We start from the raw sequence: 24,922 nt of genomic DNA on the forward strand, positions 1-24,922 counted from the left end.
CGGTCGCCTGGCGGCGCCGGTCAGCCCGCCGCCGTGCAAGCGCCACGGCTGCCCGATCTGCTCCTCGACGACCGCCAGCTCGGCGCACCGGCGGCCGGTCAGCCCACCGGCGCGGCAAAGCGCCGCAGCTGCCCGATCTGCTCCTCGTCGACCGGCAGCTCGGCGCACCGGGGCGGCCGGTCACCCCACCGGCGCGGCAAAGCGCCGCAGCTGCCGGATCTGCTCCTCGTCGACCGCCAGCTCGGCGCATCGGGCGGCCGGCCAGACCTCAGCGGCGGCCCAATGGTGTGCCCGCACGCTGGTCGCGGTGCCGATCTTCACGCCAGCCGCCCGCAGGTCCGCGAGAAGGCGCTCGGCGTCGAACAGGTAGACGGCCTCGACGCACCAGGGCCGCACCGTGCCACGGGAGCTGGCCGCCGGCGCCGCCGGACCGGCCAGCACCAGGTAGAAGCGCGGATCGGCGGTATCGGTGAGGTCGAGCAGGCCGTCGCGCTTGGGATACCACTTCACGTTGACGGTGCCGCCCTGGAGAGATCCGGAGCGGAACCGCCCGTCCACGCCGGCCTCGTTGGCCAAGTCCGAAGGCTCGATGTCAAAGATCTCGCGCGCGATCCACTCGCCCAGATGACCGGAGGTCATCGGCCGACCGATGACCCGGCCGATCTCCGCATCGATCGCGTTCCGCTCGACAAGAAGATCAGAGATCTTCTTCAATCCGGCACTGTCCACGGAGAACATCCTGGCCGCGCGCAGCCGGGCGTCGCGTCGGCCGAAGAGATCAGGGTTGGGCGTGGGCCGGGCGGTGGGCCGAGGCGCCGCGTTGGGCCGGTGGTGCTTCGGCCGCCTCGGGGTGCGACTTGGCCGCCTCGGCGATGGCCACGTCGAACTGGTGTGCCGTGGGCCAACTGCCGGCCATCACCAGCATCAACAACACCCCGCCGATGCTCCAGACCCCCACCACCAGCGGGATCTCGAAGCGTTCGGCCAACAATCCTGTGACCAGGACCGCGGCGCCCTGCATGAGTTGGACGCCCGTGGCCATCACGCCGAAGGCGCGGGCGCGGTAGCCGTGTGGCAGGGCCTGCACGAACAGGCCGTTGGCCACCGGCATCAGGCCGGCCACCGCGAAACCGGAGGACGCCGCCAGCACCGCCACCCACAACGGTGACGGGTTGAGCAGGGCCGGGACCAGGACCAGCGGGGCGAAGACCGCGAACGGGCGGACCAGCACCCGGCGCAGGTGTGGCGGGACCAGGCGGGCCATGGCCAGGCCGCCGACGATGAAACCGACCGGGTTGGCCGCCATGATCAGGGCCTGGTAGGCCCCCGCTGTTGTTCCTTCTGCTTTTTCCTGTGCCCAGGCGGCGGCCAGGCCCTCGGGGACGATCGAGAACAGCATCGCGGAGAAGACCAGCAGTGCCACGCCGCGCAACACCCGGTTGCCGAAGACCAGGCGGAAGCCCTGGCCGGTCTCGCGGAGCAGGTTGGAGCGGTCGGCGGAGCGCATCGCGGGTGGCCGGTGCCTCGTGCCGAACCCGATCAGCAGCGCCGAGGCCAGGAACGTGGTGGCGTCGAGCACGATCGCGGCGCGCGGGTTGAACGCCGCGATGCCGGCGCCGATCGCGTAGCCGGCGACCTGGGCCGCCTGGCCGGTGCTGTTGTTGAGGCTGAGCCCCACCACCAGCCTGTCGCCGGGCAGGATCAGCGGCATCAGGGCCGAGCGCGCGGCCTGGCTCGGTGGGTTGGCCAGCGTGGCCACGAACAGGATGACCAGCATGACCGGCACCGGCACGCCGGGAATGACGATGAGCGCGATCAGCGCCATCCGCACGAGGTCGCAGACGACCATGACGTTGCGGTAGGGGTAGCGCTCGGCCAGCGTCGCCAGCAGGGGCCCGCCGACGAGCCAGGGCAGGTAGCTGATCGCGAACGCGGCGGCCGACAGGGCCACCGACCTGGATTCCTGATAAACGATGACCGTGACGGCGGCCTTGGAGATGTAGTCACCCAGCCACGAGAGCGCACTCGCCGCCAAGACCGCGCGGTATTCGCGCTGGCCGAAAACCTCGCGGAAGGTCGCCGGCCGATTGGACGGTCGTGTCTCATCGGACACTGGGTAAGCCTCCATCGCCCTCGGCCAGCCCACTTGTGGCGGTGCGACCGAGCAACGTTGTCAGACGTCGGAAGTGAAGTGAGCTTGCGACGGATTCTGCCCGATCGTCTGACAACTGGCTAGGGCGAACGGGTAGGGCGTCGCTTGTCCGACTGAACGATCGGACGATACCCGACCGTTCGAGTGGCGCGCGACCCCGGCCGGCACGCTCTTCGATGTGCGGGATGGGTCAGGACACCCCGGAAGATTCACCCTCCGGAGTGGCCGGTCGGGGGAACACCCGGGCGGCAGCAAGCTGCGCGGTGACGCCGGCGCTGGCCAGGGCCTCGGTGAGCCGGCGGCGCAGTTCGCGGCCGACCACGTACTGGCCGTCTGATGTGGTCTTCGCGACCGTCCGGATGACGGTCCCGTCGACCGTCACCGACTCGACGCCGAGCACCTCCGGCGGCTCGACGAAGTTGTCGGTCAGTTCCGGATCGGCATAGACGGCGGCCGCGGCCGTACGCAGCACGTCTACCGCGGCTTCGGCGTCGGCGAAACCGATCGGCATATCGATCATGAGCATTGCCCAGCCCTGGCTCTTGTTGCCGACCCGGATGATCTCGCCGTTGCGGATGTACCAGAGCACGCCGCGGGCGTCCCGCACGGTGGTGATCCGCAGCCCGACCGACTCGACGACGCCGGTCGCCTCGCCCAGGTCGACGTTGTCGCCGACCCCGTATTGATCTTCGAGCAGCATGAACAGGCCGCCCAGCAGGTCCTTGACCAGGCTCTGCGCGCCGAAGCCGACCGCCAGGCCGAGGATGCCGGCGCTGGCCAGCAGCGGCGCCAGGTTGAAGCTGAGCTCTTCGAGCACCATCAGCAGTGCGATCGAGAAGACGAACGCGGTGACCAGGCTGCGCAGCACGGAGCCGATCGCCTCGGCCCGCTGGCGGCGCCGTTCGGGCACCACGACGGCCGGGTCGACCGAGGCCGCGCTGGGCTTGCGGTTGCGCAGCGGCTTGAGAATCGTCGGCACGGAGCCCTCTGAGCCGGTCCGGACCAGCCGGCTGATCAGCTTGTGCAGCAGATACCGGGCGACGACGGCCAGCAGCAGGATCGCGATGATCCGCAGGGGTTTGACCAGGAAGTAATAGCTGCCCACGGCAGCCCAGGACGAACCGGTCACATCGAGCACCCAGCCACAAAGCGGATCAGTAGCGGCACAGCTCGCAGTGGGGGCGGGAGATGCCTCGGCGAGGTTCATGATCGTGTCGATGGCAGTCACACGTGTGTTCGTACCGCATGGGCCGTTCGGTTGATCCGGCGGCCCAACCACGGCCGCAACCGGACGGAACCGACCATCTCACCACACGAAACCGAACCTTCACTTCCCGACCCCCGATTAGTACGTGCAATCGGGTCCCCCATCAGGGACTATTGCTGCACGGGCGAAGGCAGACCGCCAGCGCCGGTCGTGGGTCCATGCCACCACGACCTCACACACGCAGACCTGTGGAGCGGGCCGACAGAACGACCGAGAGGGTGAGCGGGATGCCTGACATACGACCGACTGTGGGCTCCGGGGTATTAGTCCTGAACGCCACCTACGAGCCCCTCTGCGTCGTGTCAGTGCGAAGAGCCGCGATCCTCGTCCTTTCCGCCAAGGCTGTCTGTGTCGCCGATGGTGAGGGATTTCTGCACAGCGTCCGCCACGAGCTTCCGGTGCCTTCCGTGGTCCGGCTGACCCGCTACGTCCGGGTCCCCTTCCGGGCCACCGTCGGGCTGTCCCGGCGCGCGATATTCGCCCGCGACGGGTGGCGCTGCGCCTACTGCAAAGGGCCGGCCGAGACCATCGACCACGTGTTTCCGCGCAGCCGCGGTGGCCGGCACGCCTGGGAAAACGTCGTGGCCGCCTGCGCCAAGTGCAACCACAGCAAAGGCGACAAGACCCCGGCCGAGCTCGGCTGGCGGCTGCTCACCAAGCCGGCGGCACCCAAAGGAACGGCCTGGCGGGTGCTCGGCCACCGCGCGCCCGACCCGCGCTGGGCGAGCTGGCTCGACCTGCCCTCGCCCGAGGTCGCCGCGGCCTGAAAGCCGAAAGGGCTACGCGGCGTCGTGGGCTGAGACCAGCGACGCGAACACCACGATGTTGTCCTCGTAACCGGTCGCACCACCGACCCAGCGCCCGCCACAGGTGATCAGCCGCAGCCCGGGCCGGCTGAAGTCGCCGTAGACCCGGTCGGCCGGCACGCTCGTCTTGTCGAACCGCTCCACCGAGTTGACCTCGAACACGGCCACCGACCGGTCCCGCCGGGTCACCTCGACCCGGTCGCCGGGGTCCAGGGCGGAAAGCTTCGCGAACACGGCCGGGCCGGTCTTGGTGTCGACGTGCCCGACGAGCACCGCCGGCCCGAACTCCCCCGGCGTCGGTCCCGACTCATACCAACCGGTCTCGTTGGGCTCGTTGACCGGCGGCACCGCGATCGTGCCGTCGTCGGCCAGCCCGACGTCGTGCACGGGCGCGTTCACGCCGATGTCGGGAATCGCGATCCGGGTCGGCCGGCTCGCCTCCAGCACGGGGAACTCCCGCGGCGGCGGTTTCGCGTCCGGCCCGAACCACGAGAAGCTCGGCAGCGAGAACCCGCCGGTCGCCTGGCCCAGCCCGAGCCCGGACAGGAAAACCCCGAGCAGGAGCAGAGCCAGCACTCCGGGTACGCCGAGCCGCCGCCGCTTCTTGTCGACGCGCTCGGACAGCCCGACGACCCGGGCCGAGGCGGCTGCCTTCGGACCCGGGTCGGCACTCCCGGCGGTGGGGCCGGGCGCTGGAACAGGCGGCACAGCGGGACCGGGCGGCACTGCGGGAGCGGGCGGCACTGCGGGAGCGGGCGCGACCGGTGGGGGTGCGCTCGCTCCCGGCAGGCGGAGCAGGTCCCGGATGATCGGGATCTGCTCCGGCTCATCCGACATGGCGGGCTAGACCAGCCGCCGGCGCCGGCGCAGCGCCACGGCGAGCCCGGCGCTGGCCCCGACGGCCGCCAGCCCACCGGCCAGCGTCACCATGCCCGAGCCACTGTCGCCGGCGAGACCGCCGCCGCCGGTGTGCGGGCCGTGCGTCGGCCGGACGTTGCCGATCACGTGCAGCTTCGTGCTCGCGTTCTTGCCGTTGGCGCAGCTCAGCTTGACGTCGTAGTCGCCCTCGCGGGTGTCGCTCGGCACGATCGCGTCGCCGACCAGGAAACCCCACTGCGAGATCAGCGGCACCTCGCCGAACGCCTTCGAGGTCACCTTCGCCTCGGGCGGCTTGTGGCCGGCCTGGTCGTCGGGCTTGCCACCCTGCGTCTGATCGGGAGCGCCACCCGAAGCCTGGTCGGGCGCGGAGCCGCCGCCGGGCTTGGCCTCGTCCTGCTTGAGGTTGTCATCGCAGCTCGCTTTGATCGCGACCCCTTCGCCCGCCTGGACGGTGCTCGGGCTCAGCTCGATCCAGGCGCCGCTGGCCCGGGCCGGCGCTCCGGCGATGAGCACGGTCCCGGCCGCCGCGGCAGCCCCAACCACCACGATCCGGCTAAGCGCGGCAAAAGAAACGACAGACACGAAAGCCCCCCTTCGATGGGGAGACCATAACCCCGCCTAAGGGCGCAAAGACCCGAAATCGGTCAGGTAACCCGAGAGCGATTCGCGGAAAACCGCCGCCAGGACTCCGCCTCCATGATCGTGCGGAGCCGGTCCAGGCCCTCGTACACGTCGGCGAACCGGGTGTAGAGCGGCGCCAGGCCCAGCCGCAGCCGATCCGGGGTGCGGTAGTCGGGGATCACCGACGCCTCGCGCAGCGCCTGGCTGATCTGCCAGGCGCCGTGGTGGTGCAGCGTCACGTGGGCGCCCCGGCCGGAGCGCGGCGAGGCCAGCGCGAAGCCGTGCGGCGCCAGCCACTCGTCGAACAGCTCGATCGCGAAGTCGCCCAGCGCCGTACTCTTCGCGAAGATCCGGTCAATGCCCGCCGACGCGCTGAGGGTCGCGCCGCACAGCGCCGCGTAACCGCCCAGGACCGGCGGGGTGCCGACCAGGAAGCGGTCCATCGAGGGCGCCGGGTCGTAGGCCGGGCCCATCGCGAACTGGTCGCGCTGCCCGAACCAGCCCCAGATCGGCTGCCGCAGTTCAGCCTGGAGATCCGACCGCACGTAGAGGAACGCCGGTGCGCCGGGGCCGGCGTTGAGGTGCTTGTAGGTGCACCCGACGGCCAGGTCGACCCCGGCGGAGCGCAACGGCACCGGGACGGCGCCCGCCGAGTGGCACAGGTCCCACAGCATCAGCGCGCCGGCATCGTGCACCGCGCGGGTGATCGCGTCGACGTCGGCGATCGCGCCCGAGCGGTAGGCCACATGCGACAGCGACACCAGCGCGACGTCGTCGTCGAGGGCTTCCCGCACCGCGGCGATCGACACCCCGGTGTCCAGGTCGGACCGGATCACCCGCAGCGTCAGGTCGCGTGCGGCGGCGACGCCCTCCAGCACGTAGCGGTCGGTCGGGAAGTTGTCGTCGTCGGTGACGATCACCCGCCGGCCGGGCCTTGCGTCGCAGGCGGCCACCGCGAGCTTGTAGAGGTTGACGCTGGTCGAGTCGGCGAGCAGCACCTCGCCCGGGTCGGCGCCCAGCACGCCGGTGGCCAGCACCTCGCCGGCCTCGCGGGCCAGAGCGATCCAGCGGTCCCAGCCGCGCACCAGGTCGACGCCCCACTCCTCGTCGACGGCGGCCCGCAGCCGGTCGCGGGTGACCCGCGGCAGCCGGCCGAGCGAGTTGCCGTCGAGGTAGACCAGGTCGGGCTCGCCGATGACGAACTCGTCACGGAAGGCGGCGAGCGGGTCGGCGGCGTCGAGACGCTGGGCCTGGGTGCGGCGATCAACTGACACGCCGACACCGTAGCCGGGCAGGATGGAGGCATGGCGGACCTCCACGACCTCACCGCGCTCGAACAGGGTGCGGCGATCGCCCGCGGCGAGCTGAGCAGCGCCGAGCTGGTCGCGCACTACCTCACCCGGATCGCGGCGTTCGGCGACACCGTGGGCGCCTTCGTCACCGTCACCGCCGACCAGGCCCGCGCGGAGGCGGCCGACCTCGACGCGGCACCGCCGGACGCGCGCGGCCCGCTGCACGGCGTGCCGACCGCGATCAAAGACCTGACCATGACCGCCGGGGTACGCACGACGTTCGGCTCCGCCGCGTTCGCCGACTTCGTGCCGCCGGTCGACGCCGACGTGGTGACCTACCTGCGCGCGGCCGGCACCGTGTCGCTCGGCAAGACCACCACCTCGGAGCTGGGCACCTCCTGCCACGCCGAGAGCCTGGTCGCACCGCCGGCCCGCAACCCGTGGGCGCTGGGCAACACGGCCGGCGGCTCCAGCGGCGGCGCGGCGGCCGCGGTCGCCGCCGGGCTGGTGGCGGTCGCGCAGGGCTCCGACGGCGGCGGCTCGGTGCGGATCCCCGCCGCGATCTGCGGCCTGGTCGGCTACAAGCCGAGCCGCGGCGTGGTCTCCGGCGGCCCGCTCGGCTTCGCCGGGTTCGGCCTGCCCACACACGGCGCGATCGCCCGCACCGTTCTCGACGCGGCCGCGTTCCTCGACGCGATGGCGGTGCCCACGGTCGGCGAGCCCTACCTGGCGCCGCCGGCACCGGGCGGCGGCTACCTGGGCGCCGCGCGCACCGCCGCGCCCGGCCGGCTGCGGATCGGCCGGTTCACCACGCCGATGCTGGTCGACACGCCCGTCGACCCGGCCTGCGTGGCGGCCGTCGACGCGGCCGCGAGCGCGCTCACCGGCGCGGGCCACCAGGTCGAAGACGTGGCGGCGCCACTGACGCCGGACATGTGGCCGCTCTTCGAGACGCTCTGGTACGTGTTGTCGCTGGCACCCGTACCCCCGGAGAAGGAATCGTCCCTGTTGCCGTTGACGCGTTATCTGCGCGCCCGGGGTGACACGGTCAGTGCCGGCCAGTTGATGGGCGCCCTCGCGGAGTTGCAGACCCGGGTCCGGCAGGGTCTGGCCCCGCTGGCCGGTTACGACCTGTTGCTCAGCCCGGTGTTGGCCGTGCCACAGGCCGAGATCGGCTGGTTCACGTCGGCGAGCGAACCCGCCGACGACTTCGACCGCCAGCGGCGCTTCTCGCCGTACTGTGCGATCTTCAATGTGACCGGACAGCCCTCGGTGAGCGTGCCGACCAGCGCGACCACCGACGGTCTACCGGTCGGTGTCCTGTTGAGCGGGCGTTACGGCGACGACGCGCGGCTGCTGGCCGCGGCGGCACAGCTGGAGCGGCTCGCCGGGCGTGTTGATCGCCACCCGGCGATCTGGACGGACGCGCCCTCCGCTACCGTGAACGGCGTCTGAGCCGGCTGGGCTTGAAGGGGCGTTGGCGTTGTCAGTTACACAGACGGTGCTCTATTTCGTCGTCATTCCGGCGGCCTCCGTACTGGTGATCGCTGGGCTGGCGGCCGCGGGCGGGGGTCCCCGTCCGAAGCGTTACCGGCCCGGGCGGCCCTACGACTTCCGGCCGGTCTGGTTCCTGTCCTCACCGGAGCTGCTCTCACACGCACCCGAAGAGGCCGACTCGCACATGATCGAGGCCGGCGAGACCCGGGCGCTGACCACGGCGGCCACCCCCTACGGCGGGCCGGTCGGCGCGATCGAGCCGGTGCCGGTGGCGGCTTCGGCCGGCAAGGTTGGAGGCGCAAGTGACCGCTGGTGAAACTCGGCTGACGACCGGTGACGCGGTCGTGCCCGCGGAGAGCGACGAGACCGCCGTGGAAGCGCGCGAGGCCGCGATCGAGGAGCACCGCTACGGCCAGCCCGAGGTGCTCGAGGGCCCCTTCGGCACCCGCCAACTGCTCCGCCTCGACGAGGCGCTGCGCACCGCCGACAAGGCGACCGGGCTCACCTTCTCCGTCTACGTCGGAGAGTTGGAGGAGCCGGTCCGCGGGCACGCCGAGCGGATGCACCTCCAGCTCCCCAACGCGGCGTCGGCGGTGCTGATCGCGGTGAGCCCCAACCAGCGCGTCCTGGAAGTGGTGACCGGCGGCGACGCCCGGCGCCGCGTCCCCGACCGCGACGCCAAGCTGGCCGCGCTCTCGATGGTGGCCGCCTTCGGCGGCGGCGACCTGGCCGGCGGCATCATCAGCGGGCTCGACCAGATCGCCACCCGCGCCGGCCGCTCCTGATCTTCTTCGAGGCCCGGCACCCTGATCGGGGTGCCGGGCCTTTCTCGTGCCGCACGGCACAGCCCCACGTGAATGGATCTCGCGATCCCGCCTGGCAGGATGGAAGCGTGACTGCACCCCGAGACGGCCAGCCGACGTTCTACGAGCTCGTCGGGGGTGAGCCGACCTTCCGCAAGCTGGTGGCCCGCTTCTACGAGGGCGTGGCCGACGACACGCTGCTGCGGCCGCTCTACCCGGAGGAAGACCTGGGGCCGGCGACCGAGCGACTGACGTTGTTCCTGATGCAATATTGGGGCGGCCCCAACACCTACTCCGCCGAGCGCGGCCACCCCCGGCTGCGCATGCGGCACGCCCCGTTCCGGGTCGGCCCCGACGAGCGCGACGCCTGGCTGCGCCACATGCGCGACGCGGTCGACTCGCTGGATCTCCCGGAAGACCAGGAGCGCACGCTCTGGGAGTATCTGGAGCGCGCCGCCTACTTCATGGTCAACACGATGGACGCGACAAACCCGACATAAACGTTTCGCGGGGCACTTCTCGGTCGTTGATCCGCACGACCGCCGCCGCGGACAGGGATCGCGGGGGCCGCACGCCCGAGGAGCCCCGCCCAGATGCGTCGCCGACTCATCGCCGCCGCCGTGCTAGCACTCGCCGCCGTAGCCGGCGCGATGCCGGCGCAGGCTGACGTCGCCCAGCCGACCATCGTGTCGGCGGACCCCGTCGACTTCACGCCGCACGCACTCGACGGCACCGTCCGCGCGATCGCCGTGGTCGGCCCCACGGTGGTGGTCGGCGGCACGTTCAGCTCGGTCGCCAACGAAAACGGCCTCCGCCCGATCCGCCGCCCCTATCTGTTCGCGTTCGACGCGAAGACGGGCGTGATCCGCACCAACTTCGCCCCAGCGCTGGACGGCGCCGTCTACGCGTTGGCGGCCGGCCCGAACAACAGCGTCTACGTAGGCGGCGCGTTCCGCACGGTCAACGGCGTAGCCTCCCGCGGCCTGACCCGCCTGTCGGTAGCCAGCGGTGCAAGGGCCACAGCGTTCAAGGCCGAAATCAACTGGGGCGACGTGCGTACCCTGGCGGTCAATGGTCAACGCCTTTACGCGGGCGGCCCGTTCTCCGCGATCAACGGCGTCAACCGGGCCGGCCTGGCCCGCCTGGACGGCCTGACCGGCGCGGTCGACACGGGCTTCGACACCCGCCTGACAGCGCCCAGCCTGGCCCGGGTCCGGGTCGAGGACATGGCCCTGTCACCCGACGGCCGCCGCCTGGTCGCGGTCGGCGCCCTGACCCACGCGTTCGGCCAGGTTCGCAACCAGCTCGCCATGTTCGACGTGTCGGGCCCGCGGGCCGTGCTCTCCACCTGGACCACCGATGCGTTCGCGGGCGCCTGCGACCGCTCGCTGGACACGTATCTGCGCGGCGTCGACTTCTCCCCGGACGGCGCCTACTTCGTCACCGTCACGACAGGCGCCCTCCCCGGCCCTGCTCGGATGTGCGACACGGCGGCCCGCTTCGAATCGGCCGGGGCCGGCCTGCACCGCGCGACCTGGGTCAACCACACGGGCGGCAACACGTTGTTCTCGGTCTCGGTAACGGGCAGCGCGGTCTACGTCGGCGGCCACCAGCAGTGGCTCGACAACCCCCGCGGCGACAAGAGCAAGGGCCCCGGCGCCGTCGACCGCCCCGGCATCGGCGCCATCAACCCGAAAACAGGCAAGGCCCTGCCCTGGAACCCCACCCGCGCCCGCGGCGTAGGCGCCCGCTCCATCGTGGCCACCCCCTACGGGCTCTACGTAGGCTCCGACACCGACAAACTCGGCAAGGAGTACCACGGCCGGATCGGCATGTTCCCCCTGTAGATCAACCCCATCGGAGCGCGGTCCCGGGCCCGCGGTGGTCCGGACCGCCGCTCCCGCCGGGGACCGCTCGCTCCGCTTAGCTGCCACGTCCGCGGTTGGCCGGGCTTCTTTTCCCGCTTTGCTCTGCACCCTTGTAGGAAGCGCCCTGATCGGGAAGCGCTTCCCACAGGGGTGCAGAGCAAAGTCTTGAGACCGGCACCCACCCCGGCCCGTCGGGCAGCAGTTCCGTGGCGTCCACGGGGCGCCCTCGCACTGCGGGTCGCTGGGACCGCACAGCGCGGTCACCCCGCAGGTCGCGCGGCCGATGAAGCGCCGTGACGCCCCAGGCTGCGCGGCCGATGAAGCGCCGTGACGCCCCAGGCTGCGCGGCCTCCGAGCGCCGTTACGCTCAACGTCGCTGGGTCCGCGAAACGCTGTCACCCCGCGGAGCGCGCGCCCCGCGAAGCGCCGTCACGCCACGCGGCGCACCCCGCGCGAAGCGTCGTCACTCCGCAGGTCGCAGGGTCCCGAGCGCTGTGACGCCGCAGGTCACACGGTCCTAAAGCGCCGTCACGCCGCAGGTCACGCGGTCCCGAACCGCCGTCACGCCCGAGGTCGCAGGGTCCGTGAAGCACTGTCATCCCGCAGAACGCACGCCCCGCGAAGCGCCGTCACGGGGCCGTTCGCGGGGTCCATGAGGCACTGTCACACCCGCAGGCCTCACGCCCCGCGAAGCGCCGTCACGCCGCACGCTGCGCGTCCTCCGAAGCGCTCTCACGCCCGAGGTCGCAGGTCCGCGAAGGACTTGTCACCCCGCGGGCTCCCTCGAAGCGCCGACACCCCGGGCCGCGCCCCGCGAAGCGCGGTCACCCGGCCGCGCCACGCGAAGCGCCGTCACTTCGCAGGTCGCACTGCCAGCGAAGCGCCGTCACGCCGCACGCTGCGCGTCCTCCGAAGCGCTCTCACGCCCGAGGTCGCAGGTCCGCGAAGGACTTGTCACCCCGCGGGCTCCCTCGAAGCGCCGACACCCCGGGCCGCGCCACGCGAAGCGCCGTCACTTCGCAGGTCGCACTGCCAGCGAAGCGCCGTCACGCCGCACGCTGCGCGTCCTCCGAAGCGCTCTCACGCCCGAGGTCGCAGGTCCGCGAAGGACTTGTCACCCCGCGGGCTCCCTCGAAGCGCCGACACCCCGGGCCGCGCCACGCGAAGCGCCGTCACCCGGGCCGCGCCACGCGAAGCGCCGTCACTTCGCAGGTCGCACTGCCAGCGAAGTGCCGTCACGCCATGGGCCGCACCCCCACGGAGCGCCGTCACGACGCAGGCGGCCGCACCCCCACGAATGGCAGTCGTGCTGGCGGGCCGCGCGGGCGCACCTGCGGCTGCGCTGGCGGCCAGCGGGGGTCGGCGGGTGGCGTCGGTCGGCCGCGCACGTCGGCCAACCGGGGCTGGTGGCGGTTCGTGCCGCTACACAGGGCGTGCGGCGGTGCCGTGGGTGGCCGCGAGTCGTGGCGTTCGGTCGATCTGGGGCGGCACATCTGTGAATTTGATCTTCGATTCCACTGATATGCCGCCCCGGATCGACCGACGGACGTCACGACGGCCGGCTCGGCGTCGATCTGGGGTGGCCCACGTGGGGAAATGATCTCCGATCTCCCACATACGTCGCCCCAGATCGGGGCGTGCGCCGTCCGCGGCCGGGCTTGGTCGCCCTGGTGCGTCAGGACCCGTGTGGACGGTGTGACATCAGCGGTCGCGGAGCCTCGAGATGGGACACGTTTCGCGCCCGCGTCCAGACGCTTACCGTCGGCATCGGCCCCGCCCCCTGGGATGCGGACGTCGGGCCGCCGGACGTCGGGCGCCTTACATGTTTTGGCATGTAGCCACATGCCAAAACATGTACGGACCCGGGCAAGCAATTGCCCTTAGAGCAGGGCGCCTTCGTCGTGGAGCCAGTCGACGAACGTGCTGGAGACGGCGGCGCCGCAGTCGAGCATTTCGACGAGCAGTGCGTCGTGGGCGCCGGCGCCGAGGGGGACCTGGATCTCCGCGTAGATCGGGAGTTGGCCGCGCTCGGTCGGGTCGCCCACGTAGGCCTTGCAGAAGCGCCTCGTGTGGTTCCACTCGTTGACGACGCGGTAGGCGCGGTCGGCCCAGTCGGGCGGGACTGTCGAGTGTGGGCGGGCGCGGATGACCAGGATTTCGTCTTCCGGGCCTTCGAGGGTGAACAGCACCGCGTGGCGTTCCCACATCGCCAGCAGGCTGCCGTCGCCGTCGGCCAGGTAGCGGATGTCGAGCAGGTCCAGCGCGTCGCCCAGGCGGCGTAGGCACACCGGTTCGACGGTGGCGGGGCGGTCTGGGGTCTCGCGTGGCACGGCTAGGGCGGCCAGCGGATCGAGAACGACCGCGTTGGGATCGCGCTGCGGCGGCACTCCCAATCGGACGTTGCCGTCGTCCGCACGAGTGTCGGATTGAACCCCTCCGGCGTGGCCGGGACGCCATGACCACCAAGGCATCGCTCGCGCACCTCACTCCCCAGCGAATCCGTCCGCGTACGTTGCGTGGGACCCGGGGTGACGGTACCCGGAAGGTCGGCGGAGGGCATCCCCCCAACGACAGGCCGGACCCGAACGGATAGCCGTCTATCGTCCGAAAGTACGAGTCGATGTCGGTTTTAGGGAGAATTGCTGAACGGGCGGTAGCCAGGCGACGCCGTACGGTGCAGAGAGGCCTATCCATCTCCCTGATACACGTACATCAATATTGGAGGGCGGTGATACGTCCGGCCGACCCAGGAACCCCATCCGGATGACTGCCTGGATCAGCCGTTGTGAGACATCGACCGACGACTGGTCATCGCTGACGACGATCGGGACATGGTCGAGCAGCGCGTCCCGCAGCGCCCGCTGGCCCACCGCGCGGCCGCCGACGCCCTCGCGTGTGGCGGTCCGCAACGTGCCCGCCGCGGCCGTCGCCACGCGGCGGATCTCCGCGGCCGGGACCACCTCGACGACCCGTCCACCGCCCGCCGGCGGCAGGGGCCAGCGCCAGTCCGCGTCGCGCCGCGGCGGCAACGTGGCACCGCCCCGGGCGACCTCCTCGAACAGCGCCGCCGCCGACACAGTCGCGTCGACGGCGGTCGCGAAGTCGACCGTGCGGCCGACCAGCACACCCCACGGCAGCGGCGCCCACAGCTGCACCCGGCCACCGAACGGCCGCAGACGGACCACCGTGCCCGCGTCCAGCCGGACCAGCCGGCTCAGGAACGCTCCGGCGTCGGAGAGGCTCATGCCAGCACGTAAGGCTCGAGGAAAGCCCGCTCCTGAGGCGACAGCCGGCGCGGCCGCCCCGCCACCAGGTCGAACGGCACGCAGACCGAGCGGGCCCGGCTGGCCAGCGCGCCCTCGTCGAACAGCTCGTAGGCGATCACGAACCGGGACGCCCGGATCTCCTCGACCCACATCTCGATCCGCACGGTCTCGCCGTAGTCGACCGGGCGCAGGTAGTCGACCTCGTGCCGGGAGATGACCACGCCCTCTTCCAGCGAGGTCACCCCGTGCTTACGGGCCGCGACGAACATCAGCGCGACGCGCGCTTCCTCGTAAAGGGTGAGGAAGCGCGCGTTGTTGACATGGCCGTAGACGTCCATGTCGGACCACCGCGGCACGCACTCGAAGACGAACCGGTCCACGAGGTCAGTCGCGGGTCAGCTTGCGGTAGGTCACCCGGTGTGGCCGGGCGGCTTCCGCGCCGAGGCGGTCGATCTTGTTCTTCTCGTACGCGTCGAAGTTGCCCTCGAACCAGAACCACTTCGACGGGTTCTCCTCGTCGCCCTCCCAGGCCAGGATGTGCGTGGCGACCCGGTCGAGGAACATCCGGTCGTGGGAGATGACCACGGCGCAGCCGGGGAACTCCAGCAGCGCGTTCTCCAGCGAGCTGAGCGTTTCGACGTCGAGGTCGTTGGTCGGCTCGTCGAGCAGGATCACGTTGCCGCCGATCTTCAGCGTCAGCGCCAGGTTGAGCCGGTTGCGCTCGCCTCCCGACAGCACCTTGGTCGGCTTCTGCTGGTCGGGGCCCTTGAAGCCGAACGCCGCGACGTAGGCCCGGGACGGCATCTCGACCTTGCCGACCATCAGGAAGTCGAGCCCGTCGGAGACGACCTCCCAGACCGTCTTGTCGCCGTCGAGGCCGGACCGGTTCTGGTCGACGTAGGACAGCGAAACCGTGTCGCCGACCTTCACCGACCCGCTGGTCGGCTCCTCGTACCCCACGATGGTCTTGAAGAGCGTGGTCTTGCCGACGCCGTTGGGGCCGATGATGCCGACGATGCCGTTGCGCGGGAGCGAGAAGGACAAATTCTCGATGAGGGTACGGTCGCCGAAGCCCTTGGTCAGGCTGTGCGACTCGATCACCGTGTTGCCCAGGCGCGGGCCCGGCGGGATCTGGATCTCCTCGAAGTCGAGCTTGCGGGTCTTCTCCGCTTCGGTGGCCATCTCCTCGTAGCGGTCGAGCCGGGCCCGGGACTTGGTCTGCCGCGCCTTGGCGTTGGACCGCACCCACTCGAGTTCCTCGGAGAGGCGCCGCTTCATCTTGGCGTCCTTGCGGCCCTCGACCGCGAGCCGGGCCGCCTTCTTCTCGAGGTAGGTCGAGTAGTTGCCCTCGTAGCCGATCGCGCGGCCGCGGTCGAGCTCGAGGATCCAGCCGGCCACGTTGTCGAGGAAGTACCGGTCGTGCGTGATCGCCAGGACGGTGCCGGCGTATTTCGCCAGGTGCTGCTCCAGCCACTGGACGCTCTCCGCGTCGAGGTGGTTGGTGGGCTCGTCGAGCAGCAGCAGGTCGGGCGCTTCGAGCAGCAGCTTGCAGAGCGCGACCCGGCGGCGCTCACCACCGGACAGGGTGGTCACGTCGGCGTCCGGCGGCGGGCAGCGCAGCGCGTCCATGGCCAACTCGAGCGCGGAGTCGATGTCCCACGCGTCGGAGTGGTCGAGCTCCTCCTGGAGCTTGCCCATCTCCTCCATCAGCTCGTCGGAGTAGTCGGTCGCCATCTGCTCGGCGATCTTGTTGAACCGCTCCAGCTTGCTCTTGGTCTCGGCGACCGCTTCCTCGATGTTGCCGAGCACGGTCTTCGCGTCGTTGAGCGGCGGTTCCTGCGCCAGCATGCCGACGGTGTAGCCGGGCATCAGCCGGGCCTCGCCGTTGCTGGTCTTGTCGAGCCCAGCCATGATCTTGAGCAGGCTCGACTTACCGGCGCCGTTGGGACCGACGACCCCGATCTTGGCGCCCGGCAGGAAACTGAGCGTCACGTTGTCGAGCACGACTTTGTCGCCGTGCGCCTTGCGCGCCTTTTCCAGGACGTAGATGTATTGGGCCACGGTGCGGCCTACCTCCGAGTAATGGTCGATACCGGCAGAACGCCGTCGTCAATCCTGACAGGTTCCCCCGCCAACGCCCACATCACCCCGGCCGGTCTAGCCCTGGCGGCGCTCCGCGACCGGGAACGTCGACTCTTTGCCGTTGGTCGACTGGGTCAGGCGATAGGGCGTGACGGAGTAGATAGTGGTGCCGTCGTCGGTCTCGTTGGTCGCCAGATAGCCGCCGGCGGTCTCCGCGACCGTCGTCAGGAACAGGGCGTTCTCGCCCTCCCGCAGCTCGCCGCCGAGCGGGCCGACGTACCCCTGATAGAAGATCGAACCTGCCGTGTCGCGGCAGATCCAGACCTGCTTGTTGTCTTCCGTGCGGATGTAGAGGATCTCCACCAGGCCGCCCGGCGAGCCGGCGTTCTCCGCCGCCGCCTCGGTCTCCTCCCGGCAGGGCTCGCCGCTGGGCGGTTCACTGGTCACCTCGGGCTGGGTCGGCTCGCCACCGCCTCCCCCGTCGGCCGCGCGCCGGTCGGCCACCCGCTGCCCGTAGAGCCAGCCGCCGGTGGCGCCGATCACCGCCAGCAGCACCATCGCGACCAGGAACGACAGCAGCGCACGTCCGCGTGGTTTCCGCCCCGGTGTCGACACGCCTAGGAGCCTGTCATCCATCGGCAACCGAACGGAAGGATCATTACCTCGGGTGTACGGGTATCCCGTCCATCGGGGCCACCGGGCCCCTAAGCGCCGAAGGCCACGCAGGTAGGCTCGATGGCGGACCCGTGATCACCGGAGGTGTGCGGAGCGTGACGGTTCGTAGCTCTTTTGTCGTTGTAGCGAACCGGCTACCGGTTGACGAGGTCACCACCGACGAGGGACGGCAATGGCGGCGTAGCCCGGGCGGGCTGGTGACCGCGTTGCACCCGGTGTTGGCGGAGCACAAGGGGACCTGGGTCGGTTGGGCCGGCGGCACCAGCGAGGAGGCACCGGAACCGTTCGACCTCGAGGGCATCCATATCCACCCGGTGCCGCTGACATCACTCGACCTCGAGCGCTACTACGAGGGCATGTCGAATGCCACGATCTGGCCGCTCTACCACGACGCGGTCGAGACGCCGGTGTTCAAGCGCCGCTGGCGTGAGTCATACCGCCAGGTCAACGCCCGGTTCGCGGAGGCCGCGGCCGAGGTGGCGGCCGAGGGCGCGACGGTCTGGATCCAGGACTACCAGCTCCAGCTCGTGCCGGCGATGCTGCGCGAGCGGCGGCCCGATCTCAAGATCGGCTTCTTCCTGCACATTCCGTTCCCGCCGATCGAGCTGTTCATGCAGATGCCGTTCCGCGCCGAGATCCTGCGCGGGCTGCTCGGCGCCGACCTGATCGGCTTCCAGCAGCGGCTCGCGGCGCAGAACTTCGTCCGGCTCGCCCGGCACCTGCTCGGCCTGCGCTACGAGGGCCAGGTCATCGACGTCGACGGGCGGCCGGTCAAGGCGGGCGCGTTCCCGATCTCGATCGACGTGGCCGAGATGGAGCGGATGGCGGCCGACCCGGCCGTGCAGGCCCGGGCCAAGCAGATCCGCGCCGAGCTGGGTGACCCGAAGACGGTCATTCTCGGCGTCGACCGGCTCGACTACACCAAGGGCATCGAACTGCGCCTCAAGGCGTTCCGGGAGCTGCTCTCCGACGGCAAGCTGACCGTGCCCGAAGCGGTCATGATCCAGGTCGCCACGCCGAGCCGGGAGCGGGTCGAGCACTACCAGACGTTGCGGGTCAAGGTCGAACGCGAAGTCGGCCGGATCAACGGCGAGTTCGGGCGCGTCGGCGTGCCCGCCGTCCACTACCTTCACCAGTCGTACAGTCGCACCGAGTTGGCCGCGCTCTATTGCGCGGCCGACGTCATGATGGTGACCCCGCTGCGAGACGGGATGAATTTGGTGGCAAAGGAATACGTGGCGGCGCGTGCCGACACGGGTGGAGCGCTGGTGCTGAGCGAGTTCGCCGGCGCCGCGACGGAACTGCGACAAGCGTTCCTGTGTAACCCGCACGACCCAGAGGGAGTCAAGGAGGCGCTGCTGCGCGCGGTGCATATCGAGCATCCCGAGGCTCGACGCCGTATTCGCATCATGCAGCGATACCTGCGTACCCACGACGTCGGGCACTGGGCCCGGACGTTCCTGCGGGAGCTGGGCGTGCCCGACGTGGAGGCGGCGTGACCGACGTGATCGAGGTCGATCAGAAGGCCGCCGGCCTGATCGACCCGGAGCTGCGCGCGGCCATCGGCCGGATCGCGCGGGTTCCGCAACTGCTCATCGCGTGCGACTACGACGGCACGCTGGCGCCGATCGTGACCGACCCCACGCTGGCCGTACCCCTGCCGGAAAGTGTGGCCGCGGTCCGTGCCCTCGCGGCACTGCCGCAGACCACCGTGGCGGTCGTGTCCGGGCGCGCCCTGCGCGACCTGGCCACGCTGTCGCGCCTGCCGAGCGAGGTGCACCTCGTCGGCAGCCACGGCTCGGAGTTCGACATCGGCTTCGTCGAGCGGCTGACCCCCGAGCTGGTCGAGGTCCGCACCCGGCTCCAGGTGGCGCTCCGCGAGATCGTGGCGGGCAAGCCAGGTGTACGCCTGGAGAACAAGCCGGCCAGCGTCGCCGTGCACTACCGGGCGGCGGAGCGGCCGGTGGCCGACGAGGTCAAGGAGCGCGTGGCGACCGGCCCGGGCACCTGGCCCGAGGTCACCGTCACACACGGCAAAGAGGTGATCGAGCTCTCCGTCGTGCCGACCCACAAGGGCACCGCGGTCGACCAGCTCCGCACCTCGATGTCGGCGAGCGCCGTGCTGTTCATCGGCGACGACATCACCGACGAGAACGCGTTCGGCAACCTGCACGGCCCCGACGTGGGCGTGAAGATCGGGCCGGGCGAGACCAGGGCGGGCTACCGGGTCGGCGAGCCGATCGAGGCCGCCCGGGTGCTGGGCCTGCTCCTCCAGACCCGCCGGCACTGGCTGTTCGGCGAGCGCGCGGTGCCCATCGAGCGGCACTCCCTGCTCTCCAACGGCGAGACGGTGGCGCTGCTGACGCCCGACGCCAAGGTCACCTGGCTGTGCCACCCGCGGCCCGACTCGTCGGCGATCTTCGCCGACCTGCTCGGCGGCAGCCCGGCGGGCCACTTCGCGGTGCACCCCGATCGGGGCGGCATCCCGCTGGGCCAGCGCTACCGGCCCGGCACGATGACGGTCGAGACCCGCTGGTCCGGCCTGACCGTGACCGACTGGCTCGACCGCGCACCAACCGCTCATCACGACGACGGCTTCGTGATCTCCGGCGACTCGGCCCTGGTGCGGCGGCTGACCGGCAGCGCGACGGTCCGCTTGGAGTTCGCGCCGCGTCCGGAGTTCGGCCAGGTCCAGGTCCGGCTGCAAGCGGTCGGCGACGGCCTGCTGGTGCTGGGCTCCAACGAGCCGGTCGCGCTCTACTCCCCCGGCGTGGCCTGGGAGATCAGCGAAGACGGCGGCTACGACACCGCGCGGGCCACCGTCGACCTGACCGCTGTCGGTGGGGAACAGCTCCTGGAGCTGCGCTTCGGCACACAGAGCCTGCAACCGCATCCCTCCCCGGCCGCCGACCGCCAGGACTCCGCCGAGGAGCCCTGGAAGGCCTGGGTACGCAGCCTGCGCCTGCCGCCGGAGAGCCGGGAGCTGGTGGCCCGCAGCGCCCTGACCCTGAAGGGCCTGTGCCACGAGCCGACCGGCGCGATCCTGGCGGCCGCGACCACCTCGCTCCCCGAGGAGCTGGGCGGCGTCCGCAACTGGGACTACCGCTACTGCTGGCTGCGCGACGCGGCGATGACCGCGCGGGCGCTGGTCGACCTGGGCTCACTCGACGAGGCCGAGGGCCTGCTGCGCTGGGTCGACGGCTGCGTCGAGCGCACCGGCGGCCACCCGGAGCGGCTACACCCGCTCTACACGGTCGAAGGCTACGAGCTGGGCGCCGAGGCGGTCATCGACACGCTGCCCGGCTATGCCGGATCCCGCCCGGTCCGGGTCGGCAACCTCGCCAACCACCAACTCCAACTCGACGTCTTCGGCCCGGTGGCCGACCTGCTGGCGGCGGTTGCCGACGCCCGCGGCTCGGTGCGCCAGGAGGAGTGGCGGGTCCTGGAGGCGATGGTGCAGGCCGTCGAACGCCGCTGGCACGAGCCCGACCACGGCCTGTGGGAGGCCCGCCTCCAGCCGCGACACCACGTCTACTCGAAGGTCATGTGCTGGATGACCGTCGACCGGGCCCTGCACGTGGTGCGCAAGCACGCCGGCCAGGACCGCCCGGACTGGGTGGGCCTGCGCGACCGGATCGGGCACAACGTGCTCGAACACGGGTGGCACGAGGAGGCCGGTGCCTACACGGTCGCCTACGGCGACGAGGAGATGGACGCGTCGTCGCTCTGGATCGGGCTCTCCGGCCTGCTCCCCGACGACGACCCGCGCTTCCTCTCGACGGTGCTGAAGGTCGAGGCCGACCTGCGCAGCGGCCCGGTCGTCTACCGCTACCGGTGGGACGACGGCCTGCCGGGTCGCGAGGGCGGTTTCCACATCTGCACGTCGTGGCTGGTGGAGGCCTACCTGCGCACCGGACGGCGGGCGGATGCCGAGGAGCTGTTCGAGCAGATGGTGGCGACGTCGGGGCCGACCGGGCTGCTGCCGGAGCAATACGACCCGCTGGCCGAGCGGGGGCTGGGCAACCACCCGCAGGCCTACAGCCACCTCGGGCTGATCCGGTGCGCGCTGCTGCTCGCGGGGCTGCTCAAGCCGTAAGCACGTTTCTGAAAGGGCCGTCGCGGCGTAGCCGCGGCGGCCCTTTGCTGCTGTGACAACCGTTACGAACCATTGGGGAGACTAACGATTTCGGTATCGTTAGGGAGGCGAACGTTAGTCATCCGAACGTTCGGACTCCCTGGAGGTCAGGACATGATCACGCCGTTCCGCATCGACATCCCGCAGGCCGACCTCGACGACCTGGCCGACCGGCTCGCCCGCACCCGCTGGCCCAACGAGCTCGCCGACGCCGGCTGGGACTACGGCTTCCCGCTGGCTCGTCTGAAGGAGCTGGCCGAACACTGGCGCACCGGCTACGACTGGCGGAAGCACGAGGCACGGCTCAACGAGCTTCCGCACTTCACCACCGAGATCGACGGCCAGAACATCCACTTCGTCCACGTCCGGTCGTCGAACCCGTCGGCGCTCCCGTTGATCCTCACCCACGGTTGGCCCAGCTCGTTCCTGGACTTCGTCGACGTGATCGAGCCGCTGTCGCGCGACTTCCACTTGGTGATCCCGTCCATCCCGGGCTTCGGCTTCTCCGGGCCGACCCACGAGCGCGGCTGGGACATCGTCCGGGTCGCGCGGGCCTGGGCCGAACTCATGAGCCGCTTAGGGTACGAGCGCTACGGCGCGCAGGGCGGCGACTTCGGCTCCGGCATCTCCACGGCGCTCGGCGCGGCGGCACCCGAGCACGTCGTCGGCGTGCACATCAACTACCTGCCGACCCGACCGGTCGCGGACCCCACCATCGAACTGTCCGAATCGGACGAAGCCCGGCTGGACAAGATCAGGCAGCTGATGGCGAACCGCCCGCCCTACCAGGCTCTCCAGGCGACCACGCCGCAGACCATCGGCTACGCGCTGACCGACTCGCCGGTCGGCCAGCTCGCCTGGATCGCCGAACGCTTCGCCCAGTGGACAGACCCTCGCTCGCCGATCAGCGACGAGCGGATCCTCACCGAGATCTCGCTCTACTGGCTGACCGCCACCGCGGCGTCCTCGGCGCGGCTGACCCGCGAGACCCCGCGGCGGATCGAGCCGTGCCCGGTGCCGGTCGGGGTCGCCGTCTTCGCACATGACATCACCCAGTCGGTGCGACCCTTGGCCGAGCGGCAGTACGACATCAGGCACTGGTCGGAGTTCGACCGCGGCGGCCACTTCCCCGCGATGGAGGTGCCGGACCTGCTGGCGGAAGACATCCGGGACTTCTTCGCTTCGCTGGGACACCCCGTCAAGACAGGGCCGTGACCACCTCGCCGACGACCGTGATGGCCGGGGCGCGCAACCCCGCCTCGGCCACGGCCGCGGCGATCGTCTCCAGCGTCCCGGTCACCGTCCGCTCCTCCGCTGTCGTGCCTTCCTGGATCACTGCCGCCGGCGTGCTGCCCGGCCGCCCGTTGGCGACCAGCGTCGCCGCGATGGTCGGCAGATGGCGCAACCCCATGAGGATCACCACCGTGCCGGACTGCTGTGCCACGGAAGGCCAGTTGACCAGCGACTCGGGATCGTCCGGCGACAGGTGCCCGGAGACCACGGTGAACTCGTGCGCCACCCCCCGGTGGGTGACCGGGATGCCGGCCGACGCGGGCACGGAGACAGCGCTGGTCACCCCCGGCACGACGGTGACCGGCACGCCGGCGGCCGCGCACGCGATCACCTCTTCGCCGCCCCGCCCGAAGACGAACGGGTCGCCGCCCTTGAGCCGGACGACCAGCAGACCCTGCCGCGCCCGGTCGACCAGGATCTGGTTGATCTCGTCCTGGGTGCGTGCCGGCCCGTAGGGGTTCTTCGCCGCGTCCACCAACTCCGCGTCCGGCCGCAGCTCGTCGAGCAGCAGCCCGGGCGCGAGCCGGTCGGCGACCACCACGTCGGCCTCGGCGAGCAGCCGGCGCCCCTTCACGGTGATCAGCTCCGGGTCGCCGGGTCCGGCCCCGACCAGCGCGACCCGGCCGCCCTTCTCGGCTGCGGCGTGCGCGGGGCCGGCGGCGAAGGCCGTGCCACTCGCCGCCGCACCCGTCCAGCCGGACAGGAACGCGGCGATCGCGTCCCGGGTCGCCACGGCCCGCCGTGGGTCGCCGCCCCCGAGCACCGCGACGGTGACCGGCCCGCGCCGGGTGACCGCGGGCGTCCAGGCCGTCGCGGCGGTCCGGTCGTCGGCGCGGACACAGAACACCTGACGCGCCTCGGCGGCGTCCGACACCCGCTGCGCGGCGGCCGGGTCGTCGACCGCGACGTGCACGAGCCACACACCGTCCACGTCAGACGGTTCGAAGAGCCGGCGCTCCCACCGGAGCCGGCCGGCGTCGGCCAGCCCGTGCAGCGTCGGCGTCAGCTCGGGCGACACCACGGTGACGGAGGCGCCGGCGCTGAGCAGCGCGGGTACCCGCCGGCTAGCGACCGCACCGCCGCCGACAACCAGCACCGGCCGGCCGTCGAGCCGCAGCGCCAAGGGGTAGAGCTCGGTCACTTCTCGGCCACCCCGGCGGAGTCGAAGGTGGCGACGTCGTGCAGCACCCGCACCGCGCTGGCCACGATCGGCCAGGCGAGCACCGCGCCGGTCCCCTCACCGAGCCGCAGCCCGAGGTCGACCAACGGCGCCAGCCCGAGGTGCCGCAGCGCGACCGAGGCGCCGGGCTCCGCGGACCGGTGGCCGGCGACCATCGCGCCGACCGCGTCGGGCGCCAGCGCCGCCGCGGCGAGCGCGGCCGAGTCGGCGATCACCCCATCCAGAATCACGGGTACGCGCCGCGCCGCGCCCCCGAGCACGAACCCGGCCAGGGCGGCGTGTTCCAGCCCACCGACCGCGGCGAGCACCCCGACCGGATCGGCCGGGTCGGGCCGGTGCAGGGCGAGCGCCCGCTGCACAACGGCAACCTTGTGACCGTGCGTCTCGTCGTCGATCCCGGTCCCCCGCCCGGTCACATCGGCCGCCGCGGCACCAGTGAAGGCCGCGATCAGCGCGGCCGCGGGCGTGGTGTTGCCGATACCCATGTCGCCGGTGATCAGGCACCCGGCGCCGCCGTCGACCAGGTCGCCGGCCAACCGAATGCCAACCTCGATCGCGGCGACCGCCTCGTCGCGGGTCATCGCCGGCTGGACGCTGAGGTCCGCAGTGCCACGGCGAACATTGGCCCGCACTAGCCGCGGCTGCATGCCCGGCTGCGCCGACACGGCCTCACCGGCCGAACCGGCATCCGCCCCCGCGGTGCCACCGGCGAGACCGTCGGGGTCGCTGTCCAGCAGCGGCGTGGCCACGCCCACGTCGACGACCACGACCTCGGCGCCGGCCTGGCGGGCGAAGGCGTTGACGACCGCGCCGCTGGCCAGGAAGTTGGCGACCATCTGCACCGTGACCTCCTGGGGCCACGGGGTGACGCCCTGGGCGTGCACGCCGTGGTCGCCGGCGAACACCGCGACCGTCGCCGGTTGGGGCAGCGGTGGCGGGCAGGTGCCGGCGAGCCCGGCGAGGCGTACACCTAAATCCTCGAGCGACCCCAGCGAGCCCGGCGGTTTGGTCAGCGTGGCGTGGCGCGCCTGCGCGGCGGCCATCGCGGCCGCGTCGAGCGGCCGGATCGCGGCGACGGTGTCGGCGAGGAGGCTCATGCCCCCATG

The 24,922-nt window shown here is 71.4% G+C and carries 22 protein-coding genes; 9 read left to right on the forward strand and 13 right to left on the reverse strand.

Translation table 11 applies throughout. The annotated features are described in order from the left end of the window. Positions 1 to 180 precede the first annotated feature (180 nt). The 3 genes from DFJ67_RS01535 to DFJ67_RS01545 form a co-directional block, all read right to left on the reverse strand. Positions 181 to 729: a hypothetical protein gene (locus tag DFJ67_RS01535; RefSeq protein ID WP_147315387.1), complete on the reverse strand. Its 549-nt coding sequence runs from the start codon at positions 727 to 729 to the stop codon at positions 181 to 183. A gap of 49 nt (positions 730 to 778) precedes the next feature. After that, entirely contained in the window at positions 779 to 2,128 is a 1,350-nt protein-coding gene (locus tag DFJ67_RS01540) for an MFS transporter (protein ID WP_116066225.1), read from the reverse strand. Between the two features lie 214 nt (positions 2,129 to 2,342). Beyond that, positions 2,343 to 3,359, reverse strand: coding sequence for a mechanosensitive ion channel family protein (locus tag DFJ67_RS01545; protein WP_116075469.1), 1,017 nt, complete (start codon positions 3,357 to 3,359; stop codon positions 2,343 to 2,345). 287 nt (positions 3,360 to 3,646) lie between these two features. On the opposite strand from DFJ67_RS01545, the gene DFJ67_RS01550 reads away from it, so the two are divergent. Continuing rightward, positions 3,647 to 4,186: an HNH endonuclease gene (locus DFJ67_RS01550; protein WP_116066226.1), complete on the forward strand. Its 540-nt coding sequence runs from the start codon at positions 3,647 to 3,649 to the stop codon at positions 4,184 to 4,186. Between the two features lie 12 nt (positions 4,187 to 4,198). On the opposite strand, the gene DFJ67_RS01555 is transcribed toward DFJ67_RS01550, so the two are convergent. From DFJ67_RS01555 to kynU, 3 genes are all read right to left on the reverse strand, one after another. After that, positions 4,199 to 5,062 carry a class F sortase gene (locus DFJ67_RS01555; protein ID WP_116066227.1) on the reverse strand — a complete coding sequence of 288 codons (864 nt, stop codon included), beginning with the start codon at positions 5,060 to 5,062 and terminating at the stop codon, positions 4,199 to 4,201. Between the two features lie 6 nt (positions 5,063 to 5,068). Then, positions 5,069 to 5,686, reverse strand: a complete 618-nt coding sequence (locus DFJ67_RS01560) for a hypothetical protein (RefSeq protein WP_147315388.1) — start codon at positions 5,684 to 5,686, stop codon at positions 5,069 to 5,071. 62 nt (positions 5,687 to 5,748) lie between these two features. Then, positions 5,749 to 6,999, reverse strand: a complete 1,251-nt coding sequence (gene kynU / locus DFJ67_RS01565) for a kynureninase (protein ID WP_116075471.1) — start codon at positions 6,997 to 6,999, stop codon at positions 5,749 to 5,751. 30 nt (positions 7,000 to 7,029) lie between these two features. Between kynU and DFJ67_RS01570 the strand changes: the two genes are divergently transcribed. The 5 genes from DFJ67_RS01570 (at position 7,030) to DFJ67_RS01590 (ending at position 11,164) form a co-directional block, all read left to right on the forward strand. Further along, positions 7,030 to 8,472, forward strand: a complete 1,443-nt coding sequence (locus tag DFJ67_RS01570) for an amidase (protein ID WP_116066229.1) — start codon at positions 7,030 to 7,032, stop codon at positions 8,470 to 8,472. 28 nt (positions 8,473 to 8,500) lie between these two features. Next, positions 8,501 to 8,830 (forward strand): aa3-type cytochrome oxidase subunit CtaJ, encoded by a 330-nt coding sequence (gene ctaJ / locus DFJ67_RS01575; protein ID WP_116075473.1) that lies wholly within the window; start codon positions 8,501 to 8,503, stop codon positions 8,828 to 8,830. Positions 8,831 to 8,885: 55 nt separating this feature from the next. Further along, the gene (locus tag DFJ67_RS01580; RefSeq protein ID WP_116075474.1) at positions 8,886 to 9,299 is read left to right on the forward strand and encodes a DUF5130 family protein; all 414 of its coding nucleotides are present in this window, start codon (positions 8,886 to 8,888) and stop codon (positions 9,297 to 9,299) included. Positions 9,300 to 9,406: 107 nt separating this feature from the next. After that, positions 9,407 to 9,817, forward strand: coding sequence for a globin (locus DFJ67_RS01585; RefSeq protein ID WP_203783984.1), 411 nt, complete (start codon positions 9,407 to 9,409; stop codon positions 9,815 to 9,817). 93 nt (positions 9,818 to 9,910) lie between these two features. Further along, positions 9,911 to 11,164 (forward strand): PKD domain containing protein, encoded by a 1,254-nt coding sequence (locus tag DFJ67_RS01590; RefSeq protein ID WP_116066231.1) that lies wholly within the window; start codon positions 9,911 to 9,913, stop codon positions 11,162 to 11,164. 1,901 nt (positions 11,165 to 13,065) lie between these two features. On the opposite strand, the gene DFJ67_RS01595 is transcribed toward DFJ67_RS01590, so the two are convergent. The 5 genes from DFJ67_RS01595 to DFJ67_RS01615 all read right to left on the reverse strand — a co-directional run bounded on the left by DFJ67_RS01595 (position 13,066) and on the right by DFJ67_RS01615 (position 17,148). Beyond that, positions 13,066 to 13,656, reverse strand: a complete 591-nt coding sequence (locus tag DFJ67_RS01595) for a type III secretion system chaperone family protein (protein WP_116066232.1) — start codon at positions 13,654 to 13,656, stop codon at positions 13,066 to 13,068. Positions 13,657 to 13,782: 126 nt separating this feature from the next. Further along, positions 13,783 to 14,430, reverse strand: a complete 648-nt coding sequence (locus tag DFJ67_RS01600; protein WP_116066233.1) for a DUF8185 domain-containing protein — start codon at positions 14,428 to 14,430, stop codon at positions 13,783 to 13,785. Further along, on the reverse strand, positions 14,427 to 14,831 hold the full coding sequence (locus DFJ67_RS01605; protein WP_275407703.1) for an acyl-CoA thioesterase: 405 nt from the start codon (positions 14,829 to 14,831) through the stop codon (positions 14,427 to 14,429). Before DFJ67_RS01605 ends, DFJ67_RS01600 begins: the two co-directional genes overlap by 4 nt. A gap of 4 nt (positions 14,832 to 14,835) precedes the next feature. After that, positions 14,836 to 16,512 (reverse strand): energy-dependent translational throttle protein EttA, encoded by a 1,677-nt coding sequence (ettA, locus tag DFJ67_RS01610; RefSeq protein ID WP_116066234.1) that lies wholly within the window; start codon positions 16,510 to 16,512, stop codon positions 14,836 to 14,838. A gap of 96 nt (positions 16,513 to 16,608) precedes the next feature. Beyond that, positions 16,609 to 17,148, reverse strand: coding sequence for a hypothetical protein (locus DFJ67_RS01615; protein ID WP_116066235.1), 540 nt, complete (start codon positions 17,146 to 17,148; stop codon positions 16,609 to 16,611). Between the two features lie 155 nt (positions 17,149 to 17,303). Between DFJ67_RS01615 and DFJ67_RS01620 the strand changes: the two genes are divergently transcribed. The 3 genes from DFJ67_RS01620 to DFJ67_RS01630 all read left to right on the forward strand — a co-directional run bounded on the left by DFJ67_RS01620 (position 17,304) and on the right by DFJ67_RS01630 (position 22,558). Then, positions 17,304 to 18,707 carry an alpha,alpha-trehalose-phosphate synthase (UDP-forming) gene (locus tag DFJ67_RS01620; RefSeq protein WP_116075478.1) on the forward strand — a complete coding sequence of 468 codons (1,404 nt, stop codon included), beginning with the start codon at positions 17,304 to 17,306 and terminating at the stop codon, positions 18,705 to 18,707. Further along, positions 18,704 to 21,304, forward strand: coding sequence for a trehalose-phosphatase (gene otsB / locus DFJ67_RS01625; protein ID WP_203784443.1), 2,601 nt, complete (start codon positions 18,704 to 18,706; stop codon positions 21,302 to 21,304). Before DFJ67_RS01620 ends, otsB begins: the two co-directional genes overlap by 4 nt. Before the next feature lie 153 nt (positions 21,305 to 21,457). Then, positions 21,458 to 22,558: an epoxide hydrolase family protein gene (locus tag DFJ67_RS01630; protein WP_116066236.1), complete on the forward strand. Its 1,101-nt coding sequence runs from the start codon at positions 21,458 to 21,460 to the stop codon at positions 22,556 to 22,558. On the opposite strand, the gene cobA is transcribed toward DFJ67_RS01630, so the two are convergent. Both cobA and DFJ67_RS01640 read right to left on the reverse strand, forming a co-directional pair. Next, positions 22,542 to 23,777, reverse strand: coding sequence for a uroporphyrinogen-III C-methyltransferase (cobA, locus tag DFJ67_RS01635; protein ID WP_116066237.1), 1,236 nt, complete (start codon positions 23,775 to 23,777; stop codon positions 22,542 to 22,544). The two genes, DFJ67_RS01630 and cobA, sit on opposite strands and share 17 nt — an antisense overlap. After that, on the reverse strand, positions 23,774 to 24,913 hold the full coding sequence (locus DFJ67_RS01640) for a nicotinate-nucleotide--dimethylbenzimidazole phosphoribosyltransferase (protein WP_116066238.1): 1,140 nt from the start codon (positions 24,911 to 24,913) through the stop codon (positions 23,774 to 23,776). The genes cobA and DFJ67_RS01640 overlap by 4 nt, the downstream gene beginning before the upstream one ends. Positions 24,914 to 24,922: the final 9 nt, after the last annotated feature.

The sequence above is a fragment of the Asanoa ferruginea genome (assembly GCF_003387075.1).
Taxonomy (GTDB): Bacteria; Actinomycetota; Actinomycetes; order Mycobacteriales; family Micromonosporaceae; genus Asanoa; species Asanoa ferruginea.